The 24,305-nt window shown below is 58.5% G+C and carries 21 protein-coding genes and 2 pseudogenes; 7 read left to right on the top strand and 16 right to left on the bottom strand.

Features of this window, described 5'->3' with window-relative positions:
• Window positions 1-35 precede the first annotated feature (35 nt).
• From QQL24_RS13440 to QQL24_RS13430, 3 genes are read right to left on the bottom strand one after another with little or no spacing between them, the layout of a single operon-like run.
• A complete protein-coding gene (locus QQL24_RS13440; RefSeq protein ID WP_284312658.1) occupies window positions 36-1,040 on the bottom strand; it encodes an ABC transporter permease in 1,005 nt (334 codons plus the stop codon).
• Entirely contained in the window at window positions 1,037-2,545 is a 1,509-nt protein-coding gene (locus QQL24_RS13435) for a sugar ABC transporter ATP-binding protein (RefSeq protein WP_284312657.1), read from the bottom strand. The genes QQL24_RS13440 and QQL24_RS13435 overlap by 4 nt, the downstream gene beginning before the upstream one ends.
• A gap of 4 nt (window positions 2,546-2,549) precedes the next feature.
• Entirely contained in the window at window positions 2,550-3,464 is a 915-nt protein-coding gene (locus QQL24_RS13430) for an ABC transporter permease (RefSeq protein ID WP_284312656.1), read from the bottom strand.
• Between the two features lie 305 nt (window positions 3,465-3,769).
• Between QQL24_RS13430 and QQL24_RS13425 the strand changes: the two genes are divergently transcribed.
• The gene (locus QQL24_RS13425; RefSeq protein WP_284312654.1) at window positions 3,770-4,480 is read left to right on the top strand and encodes a FadR/GntR family transcriptional regulator; all 711 of its coding nucleotides are present in this window, start codon (window positions 3,770-3,772) and stop codon (window positions 4,478-4,480) included.
• A 72-nt stretch (window positions 4,481-4,552) separates the two neighbouring features.
• On the opposite strand, the gene QQL24_RS13420 is transcribed toward QQL24_RS13425, so the two are convergent.
• From QQL24_RS13420 to QQL24_RS13390, 7 genes are all read right to left on the bottom strand, one after another.
• Window positions 4,553-5,539 (bottom strand): sugar ABC transporter substrate-binding protein, encoded by a 987-nt coding sequence (locus QQL24_RS13420; RefSeq protein WP_284312652.1) that lies wholly within the window; start codon window positions 5,537-5,539, stop codon window positions 4,553-4,555.
• A 60-nt stretch (window positions 5,540-5,599) separates the two neighbouring features.
• Window positions 5,600-6,565: an ABC transporter permease gene (locus QQL24_RS13415; RefSeq protein ID WP_284312651.1), complete on the bottom strand. Its 966-nt coding sequence runs from the start codon at window positions 6,563-6,565 to the stop codon at window positions 5,600-5,602.
• Window positions 6,562-7,284 (bottom strand): ATP-binding cassette domain-containing protein, encoded by a 723-nt coding sequence (locus QQL24_RS13410; RefSeq protein ID WP_284312650.1) that lies wholly within the window; start codon window positions 7,282-7,284, stop codon window positions 6,562-6,564. Before QQL24_RS13410 ends, QQL24_RS13415 begins: the two co-directional genes overlap by 4 nt.
• Window positions 7,281-8,096 (bottom strand): ATP-binding cassette domain-containing protein, encoded by an 816-nt coding sequence (locus QQL24_RS13405; RefSeq protein WP_284312648.1) that lies wholly within the window; start codon window positions 8,094-8,096, stop codon window positions 7,281-7,283. Before QQL24_RS13405 ends, QQL24_RS13410 begins: the two co-directional genes overlap by 4 nt.
• Window positions 8,093-9,061, bottom strand: a complete 969-nt coding sequence (locus tag QQL24_RS13400; protein WP_284312647.1) for an ABC transporter permease — start codon at window positions 9,059-9,061, stop codon at window positions 8,093-8,095. Before QQL24_RS13400 ends, QQL24_RS13405 begins: the two co-directional genes overlap by 4 nt.
• 116 nt (window positions 9,062-9,177) lie before the next feature.
• Window positions 9,178-9,969, bottom strand: a complete 792-nt coding sequence (locus tag QQL24_RS13395) for an SDR family NAD(P)-dependent oxidoreductase (protein WP_284312646.1) — start codon at window positions 9,967-9,969, stop codon at window positions 9,178-9,180.
• Complete coding sequence (locus tag QQL24_RS13390; protein WP_284312645.1) at window positions 9,966-10,976, bottom strand: LacI family DNA-binding transcriptional regulator; 1,011 nt, start codon at window positions 10,974-10,976, stop codon at window positions 9,966-9,968. Before QQL24_RS13390 ends, QQL24_RS13395 begins: the two co-directional genes overlap by 4 nt.
• Window positions 10,977-12,371: 1,395 nt before the next feature.
• On the opposite strand from QQL24_RS13390, the gene thyX reads away from it, so the two are divergent.
• The 5 genes from thyX to QQL24_RS13365 are packed head-to-tail and all read left to right on the top strand — an operon-like array spanning window position 12,372 to window position 18,544.
• Complete coding sequence (gene thyX, locus QQL24_RS13385) at window positions 12,372-13,292, top strand: FAD-dependent thymidylate synthase (RefSeq protein WP_431310683.1); 921 nt, start codon at window positions 12,372-12,374, stop codon at window positions 13,290-13,292.
• Between the two features lie 41 nt (window positions 13,293-13,333).
• On the top strand, window positions 13,334-14,641 hold the full coding sequence (locus QQL24_RS13380; protein ID WP_284312643.1) for a TRM11 family methyltransferase: 1,308 nt from the start codon (window positions 13,334-13,336) through the stop codon (window positions 14,639-14,641).
• 10 nt (window positions 14,642-14,651) lie between these two features.
• On the top strand, window positions 14,652-15,596 hold the full coding sequence (locus QQL24_RS13375; RefSeq protein ID WP_284312641.1) for a phosphoribosyltransferase-like protein: 945 nt from the start codon (window positions 14,652-14,654) through the stop codon (window positions 15,594-15,596).
• Window positions 15,597-15,606: 10 nt separating this feature from the next.
• Window positions 15,607-17,607: an ORC-CDC6 family AAA ATPase gene (locus QQL24_RS13370; protein WP_284312639.1), complete on the top strand. Its 2,001-nt coding sequence runs from the start codon at window positions 15,607-15,609 to the stop codon at window positions 17,605-17,607.
• Window positions 17,600-18,544, top strand: coding sequence for a hypothetical protein (locus QQL24_RS13365; RefSeq protein ID WP_284312637.1), 945 nt, complete (start codon window positions 17,600-17,602; stop codon window positions 18,542-18,544). The genes QQL24_RS13370 and QQL24_RS13365 overlap by 8 nt, the downstream gene beginning before the upstream one ends.
• Window positions 18,545-18,606: 62 nt before the next feature.
• On the opposite strand, the pseudogene QQL24_RS13360 reads toward QQL24_RS13365, so the two are convergent.
• Window positions 18,607-18,894: pseudogene (locus QQL24_RS13360) on the bottom strand (DNA gyrase subunit B); the annotation flags it as partial.
• Window positions 18,895-19,003: 109 nt separating this feature from the next.
• Complete coding sequence (locus QQL24_RS13355) at window positions 19,004-19,981, bottom strand: LysR substrate-binding domain-containing protein (protein WP_284312636.1); 978 nt, start codon at window positions 19,979-19,981, stop codon at window positions 19,004-19,006.
• Window positions 19,982-20,069: 88 nt separating this feature from the next.
• On the opposite strand from QQL24_RS13355, the gene QQL24_RS13350 reads away from it, so the two are divergent.
• The gene (locus QQL24_RS13350) at window positions 20,070-20,975 is read left to right on the top strand and encodes a fatty acid desaturase family protein (protein WP_284312635.1); all 906 of its coding nucleotides are present in this window, start codon (window positions 20,070-20,072) and stop codon (window positions 20,973-20,975) included.
• A 54-nt stretch (window positions 20,976-21,029) separates the two neighbouring features.
• Here QQL24_RS13350 and QQL24_RS13345 read toward each other — a convergent pair whose 3' ends face one another.
• From QQL24_RS13345 to QQL24_RS13330, 4 genes and pseudogenes are all read right to left on the bottom strand, one after another.
• Window positions 21,030-21,428, bottom strand: coding sequence for a hypothetical protein (locus QQL24_RS13345; protein WP_284312633.1), 399 nt, complete (start codon window positions 21,426-21,428; stop codon window positions 21,030-21,032).
• A gap of 495 nt (window positions 21,429-21,923) precedes the next feature.
• On the bottom strand, window positions 21,924-22,220 hold the full coding sequence (locus tag QQL24_RS13340) for a BufA1 family periplasmic bufferin-type metallophore (RefSeq protein WP_284312631.1): 297 nt from the start codon (window positions 22,218-22,220) through the stop codon (window positions 21,924-21,926).
• 291 nt (window positions 22,221-22,511) lie between these two features.
• A complete protein-coding gene (locus QQL24_RS13335) occupies window positions 22,512-23,177 on the bottom strand; it encodes a haloacid dehalogenase type II (protein ID WP_284312629.1) in 666 nt (221 codons plus the stop codon).
• Window positions 23,156-24,238: pseudogene (locus QQL24_RS13330) on the bottom strand (IS630 family transposase). Before QQL24_RS13330 ends, QQL24_RS13335 begins: the two are co-directional and overlap by 22 nt.
• Window positions 24,239-24,305 lie beyond the last annotated feature (67 nt).

Genomic DNA, 24,305 nt, shown 5'->3' with positions numbered 1-24,305 from the left:
GTGTGTCATCACGCCTTTTGTGTTGGGCTGATCAGTCAGGTTCTTTCCAGGATCGAGCCGGCCTTCCTGAGCGAGGGCTTGAGAGCGTCCGCATACATGGCGATGAAGATGACGGTGCCGCTGACCAGCCTGTAGGCATAGGGATTGGCGCCCAGATGGTTGAGGCCGTTGCGGATCATCTCGAAAGCGAGGGCACCGAGGATCACGCCCTGCAGGATGGAACCGCGGCCGCCGAACAGGCTGATGCCACCGACCACGACGGCCGCCACCGCATTGAATTCGAGCCCGATGCCCATATAGGCGGTCACCGAACCGATCTGCAGCGTGCTCATCAGTCCGCCGACGCTGGCAAGGAGGCCGCACAGGACGAAGTTGCGGAAGACGAGGCGACGAACGGGGAGCCCGATGCGCTGGGCGAGTTCCGTGCCGTTGCCGATGGCGGTGATGTGGCGTCCGAAGGTCGTCGAGCGGTGCAGGAGGTGCATGGCGATGACGATCGCCAGCGCCAGGAAAACGTCGATGGGGATCGAGGCGATGCTGAGATCGTTGACCTGCAGGACCCCATCCGGCAGATCGATGGTGCGCGCCGCGGTGAGTTGCAGGGCCGCGCCGCGGAAGGCGATCATGGTGCCAAGCGTGGCGATGAGCGGGTTGACGCCCATGATCACCACGATGAAGCCGTTGATCGCGCCAAGCAGTGCCCCCACGGCCACTACGGCCAGGCAGGCCAGCAGCGGGTTGACGCCGTAGCGTACCATCAGGATCGCACCGACGGTCGAAGACAGGAAGGCCGCCGACCCCACGGAGATATCGAGCTGGCCGGCGATCACCACCAAAGCGAGGCCGCTGGCGATGACCATGAGAGGCGACATCGCATGGACGAGCGAGATCAAGTTGCCGATCTCGTGGAAATGCTGGGTCGCCAGGCTGAAGAACACGAAGATGGCAAGGATGACGACGTGAAAGCCGTAGCGTCGCGCAAAATGGCGCAGGCGCGCCGATCCTGTCGCAGGGCTTGCTGGTGTGCCGATACTCGTCATGATGCCAACGCCTCCAGCGGTGCTTTCCCGGAGACGGCATCCATCAATTGCGACTTGGCGCTGGAGCCGGAAAGTTCCTCGATGATCCGTCCGCGCGACATCACCAGATAGCGGTCGCACACGCGCATGAGTTCTTCGATTTCCGAACTGATCATCAGGATCGAGACGCCGGAGCGGGCGAGCTCGACCGCGAGCTTGAGGATCTCGTTCTTGGCGCCGACGTCGAGCCCGCGCGTCGGCTCGTCGAGGATGAAGAGCCGGGGCCTGGTCGCCAGCCAGCGGCCGAAGACCACCTTCTGCTGGTTGCCGCCGCTCAAGGTGCCGACGCGCTGGGCGGGGTTGGACACCTTGATGCCTAGCCGCTCGATCAAGTCTCGGGCCAATGCCTGCTCGCGACGGCGATCGATCATGAGAAAGCTGTTGAGCAGGGTGCCCAGGCTGGCGAGCGACAGGTTCTGACGCACCGATTGGGGCAGGAGCAGCCCCTCACCGCGGCGATCCTCGGTCACAAGCCCAACCTGGCGATGGAGTTGCTGGGGCGTGACGGTCCTGAGCCCGCCGCCTGCATCGAAACGCAAGTCACCGGCGTCGATCGGATCGAGCCCCGTGAGGGCGCGAACAAGCTCGGTGCGCCCGGAGCCCAGAAGGCCCCACAGACCGACGATCTCGCCCTCGCGAATTTCAAGGTTCACATCCGCCAGCACCCCCTGGCGATTGAGGCCGGATACCGTCAGCAGGGGTTTGTTGCCACCGGAGCGCGGCTCGGACAGGCGCTCCTGCGAATGGTTCTGCCCCAGCATCATATGGACGATCTCGAGCGGCGTGACCTCGCCCATCATCCTGGTGCCGACCGTCGCGCCGTTGCGAAGCACGGTGACGCGCTCGCAAATCTCGAAAATCTCATCGAGAAAATGCGTCACATAGATGATCACCACGCCTTGCTGTTTGAGCGAGAGGATTACCTCGAAGAGCTTGCGCTTTTCACGGTTCGTCAGCGACGAAGTCGGCTCGTCGAAAATGAGGATCTTTGGCTCACGCGCCAGGGCGCCGGCGATTTCGACCATCTGCCGATCGCCCATGCTGAGGTTTTCGACCGTCTCATCGACGCTAAAGGGGCAGTTGAGCCGCTCCAGGAGGGCCGCCGTGTGGCGGCGCATGGCCTTGCCGTCGATCAATCCGGCCCTGGTCGGGAAATCGGAGATCAGGATATTCTCGGCCACCGTCATGGACGGCACGACGTTCAGTTCCTGCTGGACAAAGGCGATGCCGTGGGCCTTGGCGTCGCGTGGCGAGCCGATCTCGATCGATGCGCCGTCGATCGAGATGGTGCCGGCGTCCATCCGGGCGATGCCGCCGAGCACATTCATCAAGGTGCTCTTGCCGGCCCCGTTGGCTCCCATCAGGGCCAAGGCTTGCCCGCGATAGGCCTCCAGATGCACGCCGCTCAGGGCCTGCACGCCGGGATAGGCCTTGGTGATGCCGTCGAGAACGAGATCAGCAGCCATATCCTCACCTCGCCTTGGCGTAGTTGTCGGCGAAGATGAAGAGGACGATCACCGCGCCCTTGATCATCAGGCTGAAATAGTAGGAAACGCCGAGCATGTTCAGGGCATTGCTGATCAGCGTGATCAGGATCGCCCCGATGATCGCCCCGAGCGGGCGCCCGACGCCGCCATAGATGCTGATGCCGCCGACGACGCAGGCGCTGATGGTGTCGAGAACCACGCCGTCGCTGCCCATCGCGGCGGAGGCCGAGCCGAGGCGGGCGGTCAGGAGCACGGCGGTCAGCCCAGCCATCAGGCCGGCAAAGGCGTAGCTGGCGCCCATGACGACCTGGATCGGCACCCGCGCCACGCGGGCGGCTTCCCGGTTGATCCCGACCGCATAGAGCCATCGACCATAGACCGTGGCTGACATGATCGCGGTCGCGATGGTGCCGCACACGATGAGCACGGCGACCGAGACGGGGATCCGATAGAGGCTCGCCAGGAACACACTGTAGAAAGCGTCGGAATTGACGGCGACACTCACCGAATTGGTCACCCAGATGGTCACGCCGGTGACCACGGTGAGCATGGCCAGCGTCACCACGAAGGGAATCATGCGCAGATAGGCGACGGCAAAGCCATTGAGCAGGCCGATCGCGATCCCCGAAACGATCATCACCAGGGTGCCGACCAGGGGATTGAATCCAGCCGCCATATACATCGCGCCGAGGACGGCCGCCAGTGCCATGTTGGCCGGCATCGAAAGGTCGATACCGCCACCGATCATCACGAAGGCCATGCCGATGGCGAGGATGCCCAACGTTGAGGCCTGGACGATGATGTTGATGCCGTTTTGGATCTTGAAGAAATTCGGCGCAAACAAGACCAGAACAACGGCGATCGCACCCAGCAATACGCAAAGCAATAGCGATCGCATACTTATGAATGATTGCCCGACGACAATTTGCACTGCGTTCCACTCGCTAGATGATTTCGATAGATCGGTTCCTTTGGTCCCAAGATGCTGTCGGCATCCCAGTCCAGGATCCATCTTGTTTATTGGTCCAGCCACTGGACATTTGGACTAATAGGCCGCTTTGCAAACGACGTCAACATCGATATGTTGGCCCGGTCGGCGCCGACATGATCCGGCGGTCGATGCGCAAGCCCACCCCCGAAGGCACCATGAAAAGATTGCCCCAATCCCGTCTGGCGTTTCCCGAGAAGGCCGCGGAGGCTCGCTTGCCTCAGCTCGAGCCGGTCCGCCTCTATCGCCAGATCGCCGATCTGATCAGCGACAGGATCGATCAGGGCCTTTTCCCAATCGGGACCCTCCTGCCGGCCGAGCGCGAGCTGGCACAGCAGCTTGGGGTCAGCAGGACTTCGGTGCGCGAGGCCCTGATCGCCCTTGAGGTCAGCGGCAAGGTCTCGATCCGGGTTGGCCATGGCGTGCAGGTCCTGGAAGCGATGCCACAGCCGGATCCCGCGGACCTCGCCGCCGGGATGGAAGAGTGGGATATTGGCCCGATCCAGCTGATGGAGGCCCGTCTTCACGTCGAACTCAAGACAGCCGGGCTTGCCGCGGCAAACCGGACCGAGGCCAATCTCCAGCGGATGCGGGAAGCGATGGAGCTGCAGGCCGGTGCGGAATCGGTGAGGGCACCGCACTACCGCAATGGCGATCGCAACTTTCATGTCGAGATCGCCAAGGCCGGTGGCAATGCCGCCTATGCCTTCGTGGTTGCCTCGCTGTGGGACAATCTTTCCCGGCCTCTGTTCAACAAGTTCGAGGAGCTGTTCGCCGGCCCCGACCGGCCGACGAAGACAATGCAGGAGCATCATCGAATTTTCGATGCGATAGCGGGCCGGGACGAAGAGGGTGCCCGCGAGGCGATGAAAAACCACCTCGATGCGGTGTTGTTCGCATTCTCGCGAGGCCTCGGAGACGAATAGGGGGCCTTCGCGGCCGCCGGCGTCGACGAGCGCGTGGTGGCGGCCTCGTCGACGCCGGCTTGGGGCCCGGTACTATTTGAAATCGCGAGACCACAGATTCTGCGTGTCCTTGATCGTCGCCGGCGTTACGACACGGCCCTTCGCAAGGCAGCCGTCAGGCCCGCATTTGGGGTCTTCCTTCTTCTTGATCGCGATAATGACACGAACGGCTTCCTTTGCCTGCAGATAGGCGTCCCAGGTCGTCGCCACGTCGATGTAGCCATCCTCCATCGGCTTGATGGCCGCCGAAAGAAGATCGTTAGTCGCCAGCCACATATGCTTGGGCTGTCCCGTTGGAGCCCAGCGGCCAGCTTTTTCGAGGGCGGCCTGGATGGAGGGGAAGGCGAAGTCGCTGGCTGCGAAGACGCAATTGGCTTCAGGCTTTGCCGTCAGGGCGTTGGTCAATCCGGACAGAAACAATTCAGGATTCCATTCGGTTGGGACCTGGACGATGGTCTCGAATTGGCCGGTTTCCTTGGCGACTTCGTTCCAGGCCTTGCTCCGGTTGACGGCATTGATATCGGTGAGCATGCCCTGGAGCTCGATGCATTTGCCGTGCACGCCGGCCTTTTTGAGGATGTCGGCAAAGGCCTCGCCCGTTGTCTTGGCCTCGTCATAGCTGTCGCCACCCACGTGCGCCGTAGGCTTGCCGCTGGTGGAGCCGCGATCGAAGGTCACGAACGGGATGCCCGCATCGTTGGCGGCCTTTATCGACGTTCCGATCGCGCCGGAATCGAAGGCCCTGGCGATGATGACATCGACGCCGGATGTGATGAGATCGTCGATGTTGGCGGCCTGGCGGGCCGGATCCGCATTGGCGACGTTGATCGTCCACTGGAACTCGTAACCCGCCTCCTTGCCCTGCTTCTCACCTTCGGATTTCAGGAAATACTCCCACGCGGTTTCCAGCGAGGATTCCTTGGTGTCGAGCGCAAAGCCCACTTTCAACGGCTCCGAATGGGCCGGAACCATGCCGCCAAGGCCGATGGCCAGGCAGGCGCCGAGAATATAACGTTTCATTGGTGCTTCCTCTTGGTTGACTCCGGGCCTGTCGGGCTTACTGGCAATCCGTCTCCGATTTTAGGTCTTCGCGTCCCGCTTCATGGAAAGCCGGCCACTTTTTAGTGCATCCGCATACATTGCTGCGAAGATCTCGGCACCGCCGACAAGCCGGTAGGAGTAGGGATCGGCACCGAGATTGGTGAGCCCGTTGCGGATCATCTCGAAGATGAACGCACCGGGGATAATTCCGAACAATATCGTGCCTCGTCCGCCGAGGAGGCTGATGCCACCGACGACGACGACCGCCAGCGCCGTGAATTCCAGCCCGCTGCCGAGCCAGGGGCTGACGGCGCCGTTTTGAACGGTCGTCAGAATGCCGCCGACCGCTGCCAAGGCGCCGGCCAGGACAAAACTGAGGAAGCCCGTGCGATCGACGGGGAGCCCGACCTTTCGCGCAATCGCGATGTCGTTGCCCATGGCCACAAGCTGGCGTCCGAAAGCCGTCCTGGCGTGCAGCAGATGCACGAGCGCGACGAGGACCAGCATGATGAGGATATCCGTGGGGATCGGCCCCAGCCTGGCATTGCCCAGAACGCGAATGGGCTCAGGCAATTGCACCAGCAGGGCATCCGTCAGTGCGAGCGCGAGGCCCCGATAGACGATCATGGTGCCGAGGGTCGCGATCAGCGAATTGACGCCGAGCGCGACGATGATGGTGCCGTTGATGGCACCCAGCAGGGCACCGCAGCAGATCACCACAAAGGCGGCGAGGGGAGGAGCCAGGCCGCTCTGCTGCATCAAGAGGGCCCCGACCGCGCAGGAGAGGAAGGCCGTCGAGCCTATCGAGATATCGAGGCGGCCGGATATCACCACCAGGGCCAGCCCGCAGGCCGTAATCGCCAGGGGCGACATGGTGTGCACGATGTTCAGGATATTGTCGGCCTGAAAGAAGTGCTCGGTGGCGACCGAAAAGAACAGGAAGGTCGCGGCAAGGACGATCAGGAAGCCGTGCTGGCTCAGGAGGTCGCCGATCTTGATCCTCATGACACCGCCTCCGTTGGATCACTCACCTTGGCGATCGATTGCATCAGCGCTTGCGTATCCGCGGAGCCCGGCAGATGGCCGATCAGCCGCCCCCGGCTGATGATCAGATAGCGGTCGCAGACCCGCATCAGTTCCTCGAGCTCGGAGGACACCAGCAGGACGCTGCATCCCTGTTCCGCCAGCTCGACGACAAGCTTCATGATCTCGGTCTTGGCGCTGACATCGAGGCCGCGCGTCGGTTCATCCAGCAGGAACAGGCGAGGGCTGGTCGCGAGCCAGCGGCCGAACACGACCTTCTGCTGGTTGCCGCCGCTCAGGGTGCCGACGGCTTGCTGGCGGCCCGACACCTTGATCTTGAGCCGCTGGATCATGCTGTCGGCCAGGAGGTTCTGGCGGGGCTGATCGACGAGCCGCCACTTGTTGAGCAGGGATCTCAGGTTCGGCAGCGCGATATTTTCGGCAACGGAAAGGGGAAGCTGGATACCCTCGCCGCGGCGATCTTCCGTGACGATGCCGACATGAGCGTGGAGCTGCTCCGGCGTGATGGGCGTCAGGCCGCTTCCGTTGTTCCAGCGTATTGCGCCGGCATCCTTCGGGTCCAGTCCGATCAGGGCGCGCAGCAGCTCGGTGCGCCCCGAGCCGAGCAGTCCCCACAGGCCGACAATCTCACCGGCGCAAATCTCGAAGCTGATGTCGTCCAGCACACCGCGCCGGCTCAAGCCATCGACGGCCAGGAGAGGCGCTCCAGCCGACGCGATCGGTGGGCGGATCCGGCCCCGTTCTCGGTCACCCCGAGCATGAGGTGCACCACCTTGGCAGGGTCCACGTCGGAAATCGGCGAGGCCCACACCGTCTCGCCGTTTCGCATCACGGTGACGCGTTCGCAGATCGAGAAGATCTCGTCGAGGAAATGCGTGATGTAGATGATCACCACACCCGCCGCCTTCAGGCTCCTGACAACCTCGAAGAGGCGCTGACGCTCGGGGCCGGTCAGGGAGGAGGTTGGCTCGTCAAAAATGATGATTCTGGCGTTGTGACGAAGCGCCCGCGCGATTTCGACCAATTGCCTGTCGCCGATGCTGAGGCGTTCGACCCTGGCCGCCGGCGAAATCGTGCAGCCCAACCGGGTGAGCAGGGCCTGGGATTGGCGGATCATGTCCTTGGTGTCGGTCAGGAAAGCTTGGGATGGCAGGCTGTCGATGAAGATGTTTTCCGCCACGGTCATGGTGGGAAACATCGTCAGTTCCTGATGAACGAAGGCGATGCCATGCTTTGTCGCATCCCGCGGCGACCGCAGGGAAATTTCGACGCCGTCGATCACGATCTGGCCGCTGTCGCTGGACGTCACCCCGCCGAGAATGTTCATCAATGTCGATTTGCCGGCACCATTCGCACCCATGACGGCCAGGGCCTCGCCGGCGCGGGCTTCGAGGTGGGCGCTCCTGAGCGCCGGGATCCCGGCATAGGCTTTCGAGATGTCCGTCATCCGAAGCGGCGTCTGTGCCTGGCCCGGTGTCTGTGCCTGGCTCATTGTCGAGCCTCCTTGCGCCGGTCCGCGGCGACAAAGGCAATGATCACCACGCCCTTGATGACCAGGCTCAGATAGAAGGACACGCCGATCAGGTTCATCGCGTTCGACAGGACGGTGATCAGCAAGGCGCCGAGCAGGGCGCCAAGGATCCGGCCCGATCCGCCATAAATGCTCACGCCACCGACGACGCAGGCTGAAACGACGTCGAGCACCACGCCGTCATTGCCCATGTTGGCCGAAGCCGATCCAAGCCTGGCGGTCAGCAGGATCGCGGTGATGCCGGCCATCAGCCCCGAGAAGACATAGCTCGCGAGCACGACGCGCTCGATCGGGACCCGGGCCACGCGCGCGGCGCGATCGTTGATGCCGACCGCATAGGCCCAGCGCCCGATAATGGAGGAGCGCATCAGGATGCTGACGATCACGGCCAGGACGGCCACCACCAGCACCGTTATCGGCACCCTGAAGAAGGGTCTGGCGGCAAAGAGGTCGACGAACGTCTCCGGCAATTGGGAAATGCTGAGCGAGTTCGTGATCCAGACCGATGTCCCCGAGATCACCGTCATCATGGCCAGGGTGACGACGAAGGGGATCATCTTGAGGCGGGCGACAGCCAGGCCGTTGATGCTGCCGATCAGGGCGCCGGTCCCGACCATGATCAGGGCGCCGAGGGCCCAGTTGCCGGTGGCCTTCATGGCGAGCGCACCGAGAACCGCGCTGATCGCCGTGTTCGCCGGCAGCGAGAGATCGATACCGCCAACGATCATCACCACGGTCATGCCGGTGGCCAGCAGGCCCAGCAGGGAAGCCTGCAGGAGCACATTCATGATGTTGTTGTATCGAAAGAAATTGGGGGCGAGAAAGCCGAGCGCGATCAGGATGGCGATCAGGAAGGCCATCGAAACCAGCACTTGCCGTGATGGCCACAGGCGTGACGGCGCCGGTGCAGCGTTTATCGCCGTCATGGGCGGATGCTCCGCCGGCCAACCCTATCGCGGCACTTGATCATCTCGGTCATCTCCCTCCACCAGGCATTTTTCTTTTATGAAACGTTATATCGGCCCGCACGATTTTTCATGGGCTAGTCCGGCAGGGCGACGCCGAGGCTGGCCATCAGTCCTCCATCCACCTTGAATTCCGCGCCGGTGCAGAAACTTGCGCGATCGCCGGCAAGGAAGGCGACCACCTCGGCAACTTCCTCGGGACGCCCCACCCGGCCCAAAGGCTGCGCCTTGCCCCACTGCCTGATAATCTCCTCCTCGCGGCCCGGGGCGGTTTCTGCGGCGGAGAAACGCGTCATCGGCGCGTCGATGCAGCCCGGGCAGACGGCGTTCGCCCTGATGCCGAAGGAACCGAAATCCACGGCAAGGGAGCGGGTCAGCGCCAGCATGCCACCCTTGGAGGTCGCATAGGCAGCCACACGCGCCTGATTGGCGAGCGCCTGCACCGAGGCGATGTTGACGATCGACCCTCGTCCAGCCCTGAGCATGTGCGGCAAGGCGTGGTGACACGCCAGATAAGTCCCGCGCAGATTGACATTGATGACGCCGTCCCACTGTGCCGATCCCATGGACGCCACGGTGCCGTAAGGCTGGATGGCCGCGTTGTTGACCAGGATATCGAGGGAGCCCAGGACCTTTGCCGATTGCTCCATCGCCTGGGCAATGTCCGCCTCGCGGCTGACATCCGCGATGATGGCGGTTGCCGTGAAGCCTTCGTCCCGCAACGTGGTCTCGGCGCCCTGGAGTGTTTCCCGATCATTCCCCAACAGCACCACGGCCCCGCCGCGCTGCGCAATCAGCCGCGCACAGGCCAGCCCTATGCCCCTGCCGCCACCAGTAATGACCGCCCCTTTGCCAGCGAACTCGCTCACAGCGCCACCACTTTCCGCCCGGCCCCCACATAGCCCACGGTCGAGCCTCGGATGATCAACTGCGCGGCTGCGCGAATATGAGGGGCCGCAATGCTTCGCTTGCTGAGTTGATGAAACATCAGGCGCCAGGCTTCCACGGCGATCTGGTCGACCGGCTGCTGGATGGCGCTGATCGCAGGCTGCAGGAGCTTGAGCCATTCGAAATCGTCAAACGCCAGCAGCGAGATCTCGTCCGGAATCTTGAGTCCGCTGTCGATCTGCGCGCGGACCGCCCCGAGCGTCACAAGATTGTTGGCCGTAAACAGAGCCGTGGGCCGATCGGGCTCCCGAAAAAGACTGCTGATCGAGAGCTGGGCCTCTTCGACAGTCATGCCCACGATGCGAAGATCGGCCTTGGCCTGCGCCTCGCGCATCGCCTGTTCGAAGCCGATGATGCGCTCCTGGGTGTTCCACAGGCGTGGTGTATTGACGGCAAGGGCGATGTGCCGGTGGCCGAGGGACAGGAGATGCCTCGTTCCCTGATAGGCCGCGTCGACATTATCGGTCGCCACGCTCGGGTAGGGGTCGTTGGCCGCAATGCGATCGATGATCACGCAGGGCATGTCGTCTCCGACGGCCGTTGCGAGCAGGCCCGAGCTGTCCAGCGACGGGATGACGATCATGCCATCGACCTGCCGCTGCTTGAGGACGCCAATGCGTGCCTGCGTACGCTGCGGGTCTTCGCCCGTCGTGACGATGATCACGGTATACCCGGCCGCGGAAGCCAGGTTTTCCAGCTTTTCGACCAAAGCTGCATAGAATGTGTTGAGAATATCGGGAATGATGATGCCGATTGTATGGGTGTGGCGCCTTCTCAAGCTTGCTGCGATCTGATTGCGCTGGTAGTTGAGCCTGTCGCATGCGGCGAGAACACGCTCCCGCCGCTCGGCCGCGACGGTTGCATCGCCGTTCAGAACCTTGGACACCGTGCCGAGCGAAACCTTCGCCTCCCGTGCCACCTCATTCATGGTCGGCTTTCCGCGCATCTTGTTCTTCAGAATCCAGCCCCTGCAATATGAAACGTTATATTTTCAGTGTCCGCGCTTTGTCGTTCGAAGTCAACTCCATCCGACATGGTATCGCCCTGGCGCCTTCGCCCGAGGCCACAGCTTCGCGTTTCCGCGCCCTGGATGGGCCGGAGCATGAAGAAGATCGGGGCGACGGCGGCCGCAAATGCGGCCGCGAATTCTGTTCGTGGAGTGCTGGCTGCCTGTCGATGCGGCTGCCGTCGCCCCTTCCTTCACCCCTGGCCCGCGCGCCGACAGCAGCGCGGCAAGGCCGGGGCGTTTCCATCGCCTGGGAGCCTCGGCGACGGCGTGGCCTTCCGGCCCCGTCGTCGCCATGCGTCCAAGCCGCCAGATGGAAGGCATGCCGAGGACAGGAGGGCGCGGCCCCTCCCCTCCAAGCCATGCCGGTCAGACGATATCAGCCGTGATTGCTTGCGAGCCAGGCAAGCCAGCGGCCTTTTCCATCGTCTCGCCCACGGAACCGGCACGAGGATAGGAGCGCAGGGAGCGATCTCTCGCTCCGCTCGCCGGCGCCGACAGCCCTGTCCTCGCTGTCACCGCCGCCGCTGCCGGCACGCCGGCAGGGTTCCAGACGGGCCTGCGGACCGGCCTTGCAGGCCGGACCGGAAAGCCCTTCCTCGTCGCTCTTGGATCCCCAGGGCGTGAAACGCCCTGATGGCGGCTCCACGGGCCGCCGATCCAACAGGTTCCTCATCAAGCCCCGTCAAGCAGGCCAAACGGACCGGATCGAACCTCCGGCACTGCCGAAGGCGAGAACCCCCCGCCGCCCGAAGACGGCGAGCCGGCCTGCCTGATCCCCCGCTCCCCTACCTCATCCTGGCTTGCAGCCATGACGAGCCAAGCAGGAAGAGCGATGCGGCTGGCGAGCCGCCGGCGAAAACCGGGATCAACGGGGCGGGCGGAAGCGGCGGTGCGATCGGGCCTCGGATCGAACCGCATGTGCTTCATACCGGGCGTGAGTAGGACATAAGGGGAGGCTCTTGTCAAGATCGGTTCTTGTTATGTCTTCTGCATACATTAAGTCTGGCGCGCCGGCTGCGCGGTAGTGAGCGGGAAGGAACTGGAGGCATCTGCGAGGATGCGCGTGGCCTCATTGGCCTGTACGCCAACTGCTGGGAAACACTTCCATTTTGAAACTCGACGGTGTGCGAATAAAGTAAACTGTCGCCGCAATAATGTTTGCAAGGTCGCGTAATTCGAGCAGCTACTCAGATCTTCCCCGGCACACATGGCCCTTTGAGGCCTACATGACTGACCCGCTCCTGATCTGCCATTGATGCGATCGCAAGAAGTCGCTAGGGGTTAAAAATTAGCCCACGGGATAGGCAGAAAAAAGTGAGCAGGGACCAAAACGGCGACCTAAGAGGTACCTCGCAGGAAACGCTTCGACCCGTATCTGCTGGGCTCGAGGAAATCATTCATAGGCCTATTCCTGTACTGGATCACGGCTTTATCCGGGTGGTTGACTATATGGGTGATGATGCCGCTGTCGTCCAGGCAGCCCGGGTTTCTTATGGTAGAGGGACTAAGCAGGTTAACGAGGATCGAGGGCTAATTCGTTACCTCATGCGCCATTCTCACACGACACCTTTCGAGATGGCCGAGATTAAGCTCCATGTCAAATTACCGATTTTTGTCGCCCGCCAATGGATAAGACACAGAACTGCCAGTGTAAATGAATACTCTGCGCGTTATTCCGTTTTAGACAAGGAGTTTTACATACCGGATGTTAGGGATCTAGCTGCTCAATCGGCCTCAAATAAACAAGGTCGCGATGATCACACGGTGGATAACCCAGACTGGATCCTCACTTTGCTGAGGGAGGATGCCGAGAGAAGTTATCTAAACTACAGGAGGCTTCTTAACCAAAACGAGCAAGGAGAAATCATGGACTCGACGCGCACAGGCTTGGCTCGAGAACTGGCTCGGATGAACTTGAGCCTAAATTTCTACACGCAATGGTATTGGAAGACAAATCTTCACAACCTACTAAATTTCCTACGGCTTCGAGCTGATCAGCATGCTCAGTACGAAATTCGAGCCTATGCAGAGAAGCTCCTCCATGTAACCAAGGAATGGGTACCCCTGACTTTTGAGGCCTTCCAAGAATACAAACTGGGCGCAGTCACCCTCTCCGCTTCAGCTTTAGAAGTCGTCAAATTGATGTTAGCGGGACAAATCGTCAATCAAGCTAAAAGTGGGTTATCTCAACGAGAGTGGTCCGAACTGATGAGTGATTTGGGGCAAAAGGTTTAGCCCAACTGATGGATACGTGTCTAACCTACGGTCCAACCTCGGTGGTCAAAGCCGGTCGTCCATTCCGAGACCTGACTGATTGGAATTTTGAGAACAAATACGGTTGGCTTGAGAGCCAATGGCAGCGACTCAAAGCACCGGTTGAGGTAAACTTCCGCGAGTTAGTCCCGCTGGGATCTGGGGTAGATCGTGCGACCCATTTGTTCCACCCCTATCCCGCAAAGCTGCTCCTCAACATACCGCTATTCTTTCTAAATGCACGCCAGGTCACATCACCAAACAGTCGCGTCTTTGACCCGTTCTGCGGTTCGGGAACTGTGTTGGTTGAGGCGATGCTCTCCGGTCACCGCGCCGCCGGGGCTGATGCAAACCCGCTTGCTCGCCTCATTGCGCGAGCCAAGACACGATTCATCCCAGAAGTTGATCTAATGCGATCGCTACAAATCGTCCTCAGAGAGATCAATCCAGCTAAAACATCGGGGTTTTCGCCCGTTGTGAAGCAGGAGTTATGGTTCATACCGCATGTTATTAGCGATTTATCCGCCCTCTTAGATTCGATTCGGAGAACGTGCGAAGGCAATATCTTGACGTTTATGGAAGCTTGCTTTTCGAGCTGTGTTAAACGTCTGAGTACAAGCGACCCTCGATTGTCAGTTCCGGTAAGGTTAAAGGGGGACGCTTTGAATTCTCACCTAGGAAACCTCCCAGATGTAAAGTTGCTGTTTGAAAAGACTGCGCGTCAGAATATCGCAAGGCTCGGAAAGCTTCCGGAGCAGAGCTGCGGCTGTGAAATTGAGGAAGATGCTCGTCGGCTTGAAGATCACCAAAGCCAAGCTGACGTTATCATCACCTCCCCGCCTTACGCTGGTGCGCAGAAGTATGTGCGAGCGTCATCCCTCAGTATCGGGTGGCTTGGATTAGCCCCCGAGAACAACCTTCGAGATCTTGAACGTCAAAACATTGGGCGAGAGCATTTTTCAAAGTCAGAATACGCTAGCGGCGAGTATGTTCAGGATCTCGCCAACGATTTCATTAACACCATCCAATCAATCAACCCCCTAAGGGCTCATATAGCGGATGTATACCTTCAAGAAATGACTGTCGCAGCAGACGCGATTACCCGACGGCTTGCTAATAGCGGGAAGCTAGTGCTTGTTGTTGGAGATAATATGATCTGTGGGCGCGCCTTTCCCACCAGCGCGCTGTTGAAAGAGATATTTCTAAAAAAAGGCTTGAGCCTAACCCTTGAACTTGTTGACGATATTCGCTCACGGGGTCTTATGACAAAACGAAATAGGACTGCCAGTACGATAGAGCGAGAACATGTGATGGTTTTTCAGAAAGAGTGAGAGAAAAACAGTGTCGCGGGAGGAAGTTTTTGATCGCTTGCTGCGAAAGGTAAAGCAGCTGACCGAGTCTGCTTGGTATGGCAAGGTTTTGGAGCCTGACGTACGGCAGTGGCTTGCACAATTTACGGAAGCATCTCTTATTGAAGACGACGAGCAGCTCCAGGCTCTATTTCTTCTGACCAATTTTATCTATTTTGGGCAACAAGAAATTCGAGAGTTACTCAAATCCCTCTATCGAGATCTTTTCAGGACGCCAGCTATCCATCAGATCAGAAAATCGAATGGTGGAACAAAAGATCTTGCATTCCTAGCTGCCGGCTATCAAGACCATCTTCGTAATACAAGATTCCTAGGCGTCGGCAATCCCTCGGAAAGCGGCGTTCATTTACTATATTACTTTCGGCAAGAGAATTTGCTTTCCAGCGCCCAATTCATAAATACCCATGAAATATTCGCTAGAGACGCGACATCCGGTGGAGTTACACTGAAGATCAGAAATGCAGCAATTCAAAATTATGTTTTCATTGACGACATATGCGGTTCCGGGACTCAGGCAGAACTATATTCCAGGGATATAGTGAACCCGCTTCGCGCACTGAAGCATGATGTTCGCATCGACTATTTGGTCCTTTTTGCGACGAGAACGGGATTAGAGTTTATAAAAAACCTAAACAGATATGATACCGTTGCTGCCATTTACGTACTGGACGATAGTTTTAAATCACTGGATCCCAACTCACGCATCTTTGGTACTAGTGTTGCGGAATTCGACCGCCTCAAGGTGCGTGCTACCTGTGAGAAATACGGAAAGATGCTTTGCCCGTTGCATCCGCTCGGATACAAGGATGGGCAGCTTCTGATGGGCTTCAATCACAATACCCCAGACAATACTCTTCCCATATTTTGGGCCGATGATCCCTGGCGACCAATGTTTAAACGATATAACAAAGTCTGAAGGGATCCGCATGAAGGCAATTCGCACGCGTAACCCATTTGGAATAACTAAGGCCGTTGATCTTAATAACGACCAGATTGAACAGCTTTGGGTTGAGATGGCAATCGAAGATGATCGAATAAAGCCCGAGGTCGATCATCCCACTTCGCCAATGCCCACGTACATTTTGGGCGCAAAGGGCAGTGGCAAGACCCATCTGATGCGGCACCAGTCTTTTGAACTGCAGAAAATTCGCTTTCAGGCGGCGGGGAAGCGCGCTGAGGATGGTCTCAGGGACGACGGTTATCTGGGCCTATATGTCCGATGTAGCGGTCTACAGTCGAATAGGTTCTCTGGAAAGCGTCAGGATGACGAGATTTGGAGTCAACTCTTTGCCTTTTACTTTGAGCTTTGGCTCGCCCAACACGCAATACGCCTTTTGGCAGAAGTTTTAGCGGGACAACCTATTTCCTTAATCGAGGAAATCACGTCTGCGATTGTCGGTCTTCTCGATAAAACTCCGAAGCAGGGATTAAGAGACCTTTCGGAGCTATCTGCGTTTCTGTTCTCAACACAGAAAGATCTCGACTATCAGATTAATAATTGCTTAATTACGGGTATATTAACGCCGGATATAATTGTTACCCCGGGAAATTTAATATTTGGGATCCCTAGAATAGTTTCAGAGAACGTTCTTTTTATGAAGGATATACTTTTTGTATACGCTATTGACGAGTTTGAGAATCTTACCCGGGAGCAACAGATCCACGTTAATACCATCTACCGCGAGCGCGAGCCTCCGAGCACTTTCCGGATTGGGGCGCGAACGTACGGTATCAGAACATATCAAACCAACAGCGGGGGAGAGGACAATATAAAGGATTCAGAATTCTCCGAGATCCAGCTTGACGTGGAGCTGCGCGAGCTAGACCGGCAGTATGGGGATTTCTGCAGGACACTCATTTCGAAACGTTTGAGCCAGCTCGGTTTTGCCACGAGTCAGGATCTAGACCGGCATTTTGAAACCTTCGAGATTGGCGCGCGAAGCAGTGACTGGAACACGATTATGTCGCCTGTTTCAACGGAGAGGGAGCATTTTCGCCGATTCTCTCAGCAAATCAGAAGAAGCTTTAAGACTTTTAACGTAGAAAAGGCCATCGATTTACTCAGTAACGCAGATCGCCCGCTTTTGGAGAAGCTGAACATACTGATTTTCATGCAGAATTGGGCTAGGGGCTCCGATAATCTACTTTCGGTAGCCGAAGATATTGCTTATCAGATGGAGGCGTACGAGCGTGGTGACGCCGCTGAGAAGTATAAGCAGGCGCTTGGTCACTATTCCGGAGATTTGAGTGCTCAATTACTCAAAGAGAGTCGACGGCCTCAGTATTACGGTGGGTTAAGTAACTTTATCGGTATGTCCTCCGGAATTCCGAGGGCTCTGCTAACTATACTTCGATCCGTATTCGAATGGGCACGCTTTGCAGATGAGCGCCCGTTCACTGGTGGAGTCATAAGCCTCAAGTCGCAACATAAGGGCATTGTTGATGCCTCCGATTGGTATTTCAACAACATGCGAAAGGCAGGGCCGGATGGTATTGCTATTCAGGGGGCCGTAGAGCGATTAGCAAACATCTTTCGGATAAATCGCTTTGGAGATAAGCCGGTTGAGATTTCTGTTTCGAGCTTCAGTGTTTCGGAACGCGAGATCAGCGAGGAAGCTCGGAGAGTTCTAGGTTTGGCGGAGGCACGAGCCTTTATTCATCGCATTTCAGGTGGCCAGAAGGAGAGGAATTCAGAGGACATCACTGCAAAATTCCAAATCAGCCCAATGCTGGCGCCGCGCTGGGAGCTGCCTATTGCGAGAAGGGGTGTTGTGACCTTTTCACCGGATGACTTTAACTCCGTCTTCGACGTGCGGCAGGTGGAAGCTTACCAGGCACTTTTACAAGAATGGAGACAAAAGGTGACTGCGCCGTTTCGGCGCGTTAGCAGTCCCGGCGATGACCAAATCGGACTGTTCGATGTTTGATTATACGCTTTTCTATAAGACCCCTTTGAACGTGCCCGATCTTGGCTCTCAAGTTTGGGATATATTCGTCTCCGCGTTTAATCTGTCCGAGCGTGTAAAAGCCGTTCATTCGGCAGTTATGGCTACTCATAAGGTCTGGATAATACATCACGAGTATCAACTCTCAGAGGCAGATATTCCTGAGAGCAGCTTTCGCAGTCTTTCCGAGAGGGAAGACGAGTTTATAATCGATTTCATAGCTTTTCTGTCCACCAGATGTGGGCCGCTGAGCGGACAGCGTTTGTGCATTGACGTTACTGGGTTCATGCGACCACACCTGCTGTTTCTCATTCGGCTACTGAAGATGCGCGGTGTGACCAGATTCGATATCTTGTACGCCGAGCCCGGGCATTATACCAGCTTGGACCGTACCCAGTTCGCAAGCGAGTTAGTTAGTGAAGTTAGGCAAGTCGCCAGCTATGAGGGCTTCAGTAATAGTGTCTATGACAACGATCTTTTGATCGTTGCCGCGGGGTATGAGGATGGACTTACGGCTGAAGTTGCCGAGGACAAAGAGCGCGCGCGAAAGGCTCTTATTTTTGGCTTACCGTCACTGCAAGCTGACATGTACCAGCAAAACGTGCTTAGAAGCCACCAGGCGTCAGACGCTCTCGGCGACGTTGTCCACCGAGTATTTGCCCCAGCGAGCGATCCTTTTGTGACCGCAACAGTACTTAGTGAACTGGTAGCGCGCGAAGAGGGAAAGAAACCTCTAACAAATCTGTATCTCTCGCCACTGTCGACTAAACCACAAGCGCTGGGATTCGCGCTATTCTACATCAGAGAATGCGAGGGGCGCGCGGCTAGCATAATATATCCGTTTAGTAAAACATATTCTCCCGATACCAGCAGTCGGATAGGGCGAATATGGAAGTACGAAATTGATATGGATTGGTGACAACGAGCCTTGGCGCAACTCCTCGAGCTCGGTGGCCCAAAGCCACACGAGACCTCCTACCCTCACACGTCCAGATTCGCCGTCAGCGCATTGTCCTGGATGAACTCGCGCCTCGGCTCGACGATGTCGCCCATCAGCTTGGTGAAGATGTCCTTGGCCTCGACCACTTTCTTCACCTGCATCTTGAGCAGGGAGCGGACATTGCAGTCGAGCGTGGTTTCCCACAGCTGGTCGGGGTTCATCTCGCCCAGGCCCTTGTAGCGTTGCAGCGAAAGGCCTTTGCGCGCGGCTTCCGTCATCGACTCGAACAAGGCGACGGGGCCGTGCACGCTGAGCTCGTCGCCGCGGCGGGTGCGTGCGAGTTAAGTAAACTGTAGCCGTAGCCGTGCAGTTTGGCCGGGCAGATCGAAGACGACCAGGGCTTCGCCAGCATCCGCGACGATCATGGCATCGCTAAACTCAGCCGCCGTTGATCGGTCTCGCATTGGTGCTGGCAAGGGCCGAGGATCGGATCGCATCTTGGCACTTTGCAACCAACCAATGCCGAAATGCCACGACAATCGGCCGGTGATCGCTTCGAGGTGTCGTCGTGATGCAATAGGGCTGGCTCAGTACCAGCGGATGCGGGCAGGCAAGGACGAGCTGGCCGGCCTCGATCAGATCCGCAACATAGAGGCCTTGCCCGAGAGCTACGCCGAGACCGCTGACAGCAAGCTCAAGAGCGGTCCGTGACGAGTTTGCCGAGAGTTCGAACTGAACCTCTCTGCCCATCTCGACGTCGTGCGATTTGAACCAGCTGTGCCAGGCGGGAAATGTCGCGGCCGTCGGTCCCCATTCGGTGTGGATCAAAGGCATTGCCAGCATATCGGCAGGTTCGATCGGCGAGCGCGTTCCGATGAGTACGCGGGGCGAGCACACCGGATAGACGGCGTCAGTGCCGATATCCACCGTGTCGCGTCCCGAATGATGGAAACGTCCGTATGACAGGCGAATGTCGATCGCGTCTCGCTCGAAGGGCACCGGGTCCTCCTCGCCGCGCAAGGCGATATCCACGGGGCCGTGCTGCTCGATGAATTCGCCCACATGCGATGGCAGCCATCCGTTGGCCATGGAGGGCGGAACGGACACGATGAGGCGCGGACGGCGTCCGGCGCTCGCCAAGTCCATCGAGACATCATGCAATGTCTCGAAGGCGGTCAGGAGACGAGGGAGAATCTCCCTGGCTCCCTCCGTCAGCACGATACGTCGATTGATCCGATGAAAAAGCTTTCGCCCGATCTGGTCTTCCAGCACGCGAATAAGCTGGCTGATCGCCGCGGGCGACACATGCAGTTCGCCAGCCGCAGCCACGAAACTGCCGGTGCGTGCCGCGCTTTCGAAGGCCTGGAGACTGCGCAAGGAGGGCGTGATGATGCGAACTCGATTAGATAAGCTCAACTTATCTTATCATCAGAACTTCTCGTTTTGAATAAGGAAATCTCATCAATAAACAAATGAGGCCATCAACTTGAATGGATTCACGCCGATGGATCACCGCGACATCATCGCGTCGCTGGCTGCCGAGCAGCGCGGGCGGCTGCTGGAGAAATCAGATCGGGCAGGCCTGGCGCAGCTCGCTCTCCATGGGGGAGCGATCGGCGTTCTCGGAGTCCTGATCGCGCTGAAGATTCCCTTCTGGCCGCTGCTGATGCTGCCACAAGGCATCCTTGTCATTTTCCTGTTCACGATGCTTCACGAAACCGTCCACGAAACGGCTTTCGACACGCCCTGGCTCAACCGGGTTGCTGCCGCCACCGCGGGCTTCCTTATCCTGGTGCCACCCTCCTGGTTCCGCTATTTTCACTTCGCGCACCATCGATTCACGCAGGATCCGGCCAACGACCCGGAGCTGCAGTCGCCAAAGCCGGAGACGATGTGGGAATACATGGTGCACGTCTCCGGCATCCCGACCTGGTGGGGCGAGATCCGACAAGTATGCATCAATGCCGCGGGGCGTTGCCGCGACACCTTCGTTCCGGCCAAGGGGCAGGCGAAGGTGCGCAAGGAAGCCAGGCTGATGCTTGTCGGCTATGCGACCGCAGCGGGGAGCTCGATCTATTTTGGCTCACCCCTGCTTCTCTACATCTGGCTTTTCCCGATCGTGCTGGGACAACCCTTCCTGCGCCTCTATCTTCTCGCCGAACACGGCCGCTGCCCCTACGTCGCCAACATGCTCGAGAACAGCCGGACCACGCTGAGCAATTGGCTGGTGCGCAAGATCGCCTGGAATATGCCTTTCCACGCCGAACACCACGCCTATCCGGGCGTTCCCTTCCATCGTCTGCCGGAATTCCACGCGATCACCAAGGCGCACGTCACCGAAACGGAGCGCAGCTATTCCCGGTTCCACACCCGATATTGGCTGCACCTGCGCCGGCGCCATGGAAGATAAGCGTGGCGGCCAACAGAGCGGATGCGGGCAAGCGAACTTCGAAAGGGCGATGATTTACTTCTGGATTGGTGTGCAGTCCATGACTTTCACGGCATCCACGGAACTCGTCACCTTCAGATATTGCGTTCCGTTCGTCTCGTCTTTTCCAAGATAATATTGCAGCGCTCGACGTTTTCCGCCGCCGTCTTGAGCAGGAAGGACCTTCTCGTAGGCCTGCCCATCCTTCCTGAGCCTGGCGACACTATCCAGCGAGACCAGCGCCAGGAACGTCTCGAGATCCGAGGCGATGACCAGTTTGTCCCCTCGCTCGCCATAGACAGCAACCATTTCCTGGGTGACGGTCATCGCAGGAAGATGCGTGCATGAGAACACACTATATCCATCCGGCCGTTCCTGGGCCGACACCGGCCCCGCCACCATGGCCGCCAACGCGGCGGCGAAGATACGCCTCATTCCCGCATTCCCTTTCCGACGGGCCATGACGGACAATAGGGACAACTCCATGCGTAAGTCCAGACCGGTGCGGTTCCAGTGATTGCGAAGAAAGGCTGGAACCGGTAGCGTGTCATGACAGCGACAAGGTCGAGGGCCTGACGATGTCGCCTTCGGATTTCGAGAAGCTGCAAGCAGTTGTTGATCGTCGAAACGCCGAAGACCCCTCCGATGACACCGGGGAAGATCCGGGATAACCAATTTGGATCTTATCAAGACGAGAGCTCAGAGATCATCAAGGGATCTTCTGAGGGCTGTCTCATCGCAAGTCGGGGCGGGCGGAAAAACGATGGCACTTGTGACCGGCGGCATGCTCATTCCAGCCACACGACAAGGACATCCGTCACCGGGGTGTTAAAGTGACAACGCCATTCAATCAAAGGGTTTGGTAGGCAACTATCAGAGACCCCTCTTCCGAAATCCGGAAGAGGGATAGAGCGAACCCGGTTGGCAAACTCAGCTCTTAACAGGCTCCAGAGAACCCATGCCGGTCGGTGTCTTCATGGTCACACAACTGCCTTTTGGGACGAGCTTGAATGACTGGCCATCATAGTCAATTGTCGATGTACCTGCGCAGGAATGATTGCCAGCGGCGCAGTCATTCTGGCCCTTAAGCGAAATACCAAAGCATTTTTCTTTCGTACCGTCGTTGGCCACCGGACCGGCGCTGGCCGCTGTCGATAGTATCGCCACAGCAGTAGCAACAGCACCGGCGAGCACCAAAGCCGACGTAGGCTTGTTGAAACCTGACATTGGGTGTTCCTTCCTCGTTGATATCGGAGTGCACAGCGCGTGGACCTGGCACCCACTGGCTCTACGCCTCGTGTAGAGTTTTCGTTACACCAACCAAGGAGGATTCGTGCGTTCATTCATAATTGCCGCATAGCAATGTGACCCACGAAGCTAAATCATTGATTTGCAGGGAATACCTTTCTTCCCCGACCTGCCGCCATACTCCTGGACCTCCCGCAAAAGGGGGCCCGCAACCTGTTGATGAAGGCCCCGAATGATCAAGCCATTCGTTTAGGCCGGAGCTTTAACGATTCAAAGGCTCGCCAACTGAATGACACACGTCATATCTCTGGTCGCGAGTGGAATATCGCCCCCCAACGTTTCGGCCTGCTGTCCCGCGCGGTTGACCCAGCAGGTTGGGTAGCCGAACCACCGTGCCCCAACGGCGTCCCAGCCGGCGAACGCGGCGAACCCGATCTCCGAACGTTGGGCGCCGAAGGCGGCTTCTCCCATGCCATAAGCCTCGGTCGCAGGCTTGAACCGCCGCACGCGGTCAGTGCTCAATGGTGGTGCTAGCAGGCCGTTCAGGCCGTTGCGGGACATGTTCGCCAAGAGATAATCATCGCTGAGGTTAGAAAGGAGAGCCAAGCGAAAACCCGCCGAACGCAGCCGCTCCAGCGCTGGCCCCACGTCCGGCCAGACATCGAGCTTGCGATATTGCTCAGTGAGCGTTTGTCTCTGAGCATCGCCCAAGGGGAGTGCCAGCGCATCGGCGGTCTGGCGCAGGGAGGCATTTGCGAGTGCTACGAACCCGGAATAACGGCCAGCCGCAGTTTCAAGCCAAGTATATTCAAACAGCTTGCTGGACCATTGAGCCACAAGCTTCGTTCCGTTCTCTCCCCAAATATCTTTGGCCAAGGCTGTAATAGAGCGCGGATCGAATAATACCAGGCAACTTAAATATTGACCTGTGCCCATTGTCTTGTCCCGATTGACCGGATTCGACGTGGATCGTTGATGAGGAAGAGCCAGGCACTCTGGCAAGCGTCGAGGATCTGGTTGTAGGTATTCCAGACGGTGGCACAAAGCTTGTTCTGGCGCAGATAGGCCCAGACATTCTCCATGGGATTGAGTTCGGGACAATAAGGCGGCAGGGGTATCAAAGTGATGTTTTCTGGGATGACCAGCCTGCCGCCTTGCTGATGCCAGCCGGCGCCATCGCAGATCAGGATGGCATGAGCACCCGGGGCGATCTCGGCGCTGATGACCTCAAGGTGCCGGTTCATGGCGTCGGCATTGGCATAGGGCATGAGGAGGGCGGCGCCGACGGCACGATCGGGGCAGATGGCGCCGAAGATGTAGGCGTTGGTATGGCGGTTGTCGCGGATCATCGGAGGCCGCGAGCCGATGGGCGCCCAGACATAGGCATGCCCGCCCTTCTGGCCGACCCGGGCTTCGTCCTGATCCGAAGGACGCGTAGCGAAACCAGATTTCTAGCGGCCGAGCCTGTGCGGTTTGGGGGAGTGCGGCTTTGACCAGATCGGTGAAGTTTTTTTAAATGCCTCCTCGGCCTCAGGGTCTTTCTTGGGATGATAGGGCCGCGGTTGCAGGCGCGTCAGGCCCAGTTCATGTAGCCAGCGGGCGATCGTGTTCTCATGCACCTTGACCGAGAACCGCCGCTCCACCTCCGCTTGAAGGTCGACGCAGCGCCAACGAACCACACCGTGGATGTCCGGATCGGGCCCCGCCAGCACCAGATCGAGCAGTTCCGCCTTCTGCAGCGGGGTCAAGGCGGGGGCACGGCCAGGATTGCGGCGCGACTTCAGAGCTTCCAGGCCACCGTCATTGTAGCGGTGCACCCAATCGCGCAAGGTCTGCCGATCCATGCCGTTGAGGCTGGCCGCCTCCATCCGCCCGCGCCCCTCAAGAACCAGCGCTATCGCCAAAATGCGACGGACCTGCGCCCCGTCCGAGCAGCGGCTACTCAGCGCGCGGAGCTCTTCGGCCGTATGCTCAGTACGCGTAATCTCCAGAGGCATAGCAAACCCTCCTCGATCCAAGTCTCACATCGAATCAAAGGTTCGCTGATTTGGGAAGCCCCGAGTC

Source organism: Labrys miyagiensis, assembly GCF_030160835.1.
In the GTDB taxonomy this organism is placed as follows: Bacteria; Pseudomonadota; Alphaproteobacteria; order Rhizobiales; family Labraceae; genus Labrys; species Labrys miyagiensis.
Note: the sequence above shows the minus strand (reverse complement) of the source record. Positions and strands in the feature narration are given on the sequence as shown.

What these genes read in the sequence shown, in the direction of transcription:
- QQL24_RS13405 (WP_284312648.1), bottom strand. Translation starts at nt 8,096, where the DNA reads ATGAGCCAGGCACAGACACCGGGCCAGGCACAGACGCCGCTTCGGATG.
- QQL24_RS13420 (WP_284312652.1), bottom strand. Translation starts at nt 5,539, where the DNA reads ATGAAACGTTATATTCTCGGCGCCTGCCTGGCCATCGGCCTTGGCGGC.
- QQL24_RS13390 (WP_284312645.1), bottom strand. Translation starts at nt 10,976, where the DNA reads ATGAATGAGGTGGCACGGGAGGCGAAGGTTTCGCTCGGCACGGTGTCC.
- QQL24_RS13365 (WP_284312637.1), top strand. Translation starts at nt 17,600, where the DNA reads ATGTTTGATTATACGCTTTTCTATAAGACCCCTTTGAACGTGCCCGAT.
- QQL24_RS13415 (WP_284312651.1), bottom strand. Translation starts at nt 6,565, where the DNA reads ATGAGGATCAAGATCGGCGACCTCCTGAGCCAGCACGGCTTCCTGATC.
- QQL24_RS13400 (WP_284312647.1), bottom strand. Translation starts at nt 9,061, where the DNA reads ATGACGGCGATAAACGCTGCACCGGCGCCGTCACGCCTGTGGCCATCA.
- QQL24_RS13435 (WP_284312657.1), bottom strand. Translation starts at nt 2,545, where the DNA reads ATGGCTGCTGATCTCGTTCTCGACGGCATCACCAAGGCCTATCCCGGC.
- QQL24_RS13430 (WP_284312656.1), bottom strand. Translation starts at nt 3,464, where the DNA reads ATGCGATCGCTATTGCTTTGCGTATTGCTGGGTGCGATCGCCGTTGTT.
- QQL24_RS13370 (WP_284312639.1), top strand. Translation starts at nt 15,607, where the DNA reads ATGAAGGCAATTCGCACGCGTAACCCATTTGGAATAACTAAGGCCGTT.
- QQL24_RS13340 (WP_284312631.1), bottom strand. Translation starts at nt 22,220, where the DNA reads ATGTCAGGTTTCAACAAGCCTACGTCGGCTTTGGTGCTCGCCGGTGCT.
- QQL24_RS13345 (WP_284312633.1), bottom strand. Translation starts at nt 21,428, where the DNA reads ATGAGGCGTATCTTCGCCGCCGCGTTGGCGGCCATGGTGGCGGGGCCG.
- QQL24_RS13335 (WP_284312629.1), bottom strand. Translation starts at nt 23,177, where the DNA reads ATGGGCACAGGTCAATATTTAAGTTGCCTGGTATTATTCGATCCGCGC.
- QQL24_RS13350 (WP_284312635.1), top strand. Translation starts at nt 20,070, where the DNA reads ATGGATCACCGCGACATCATCGCGTCGCTGGCTGCCGAGCAGCGCGGG.
- QQL24_RS13440 (WP_284312658.1), bottom strand. Translation starts at nt 1,040, where the DNA reads ATGACGAGTATCGGCACACCAGCAAGCCCTGCGACAGGATCGGCGCGC.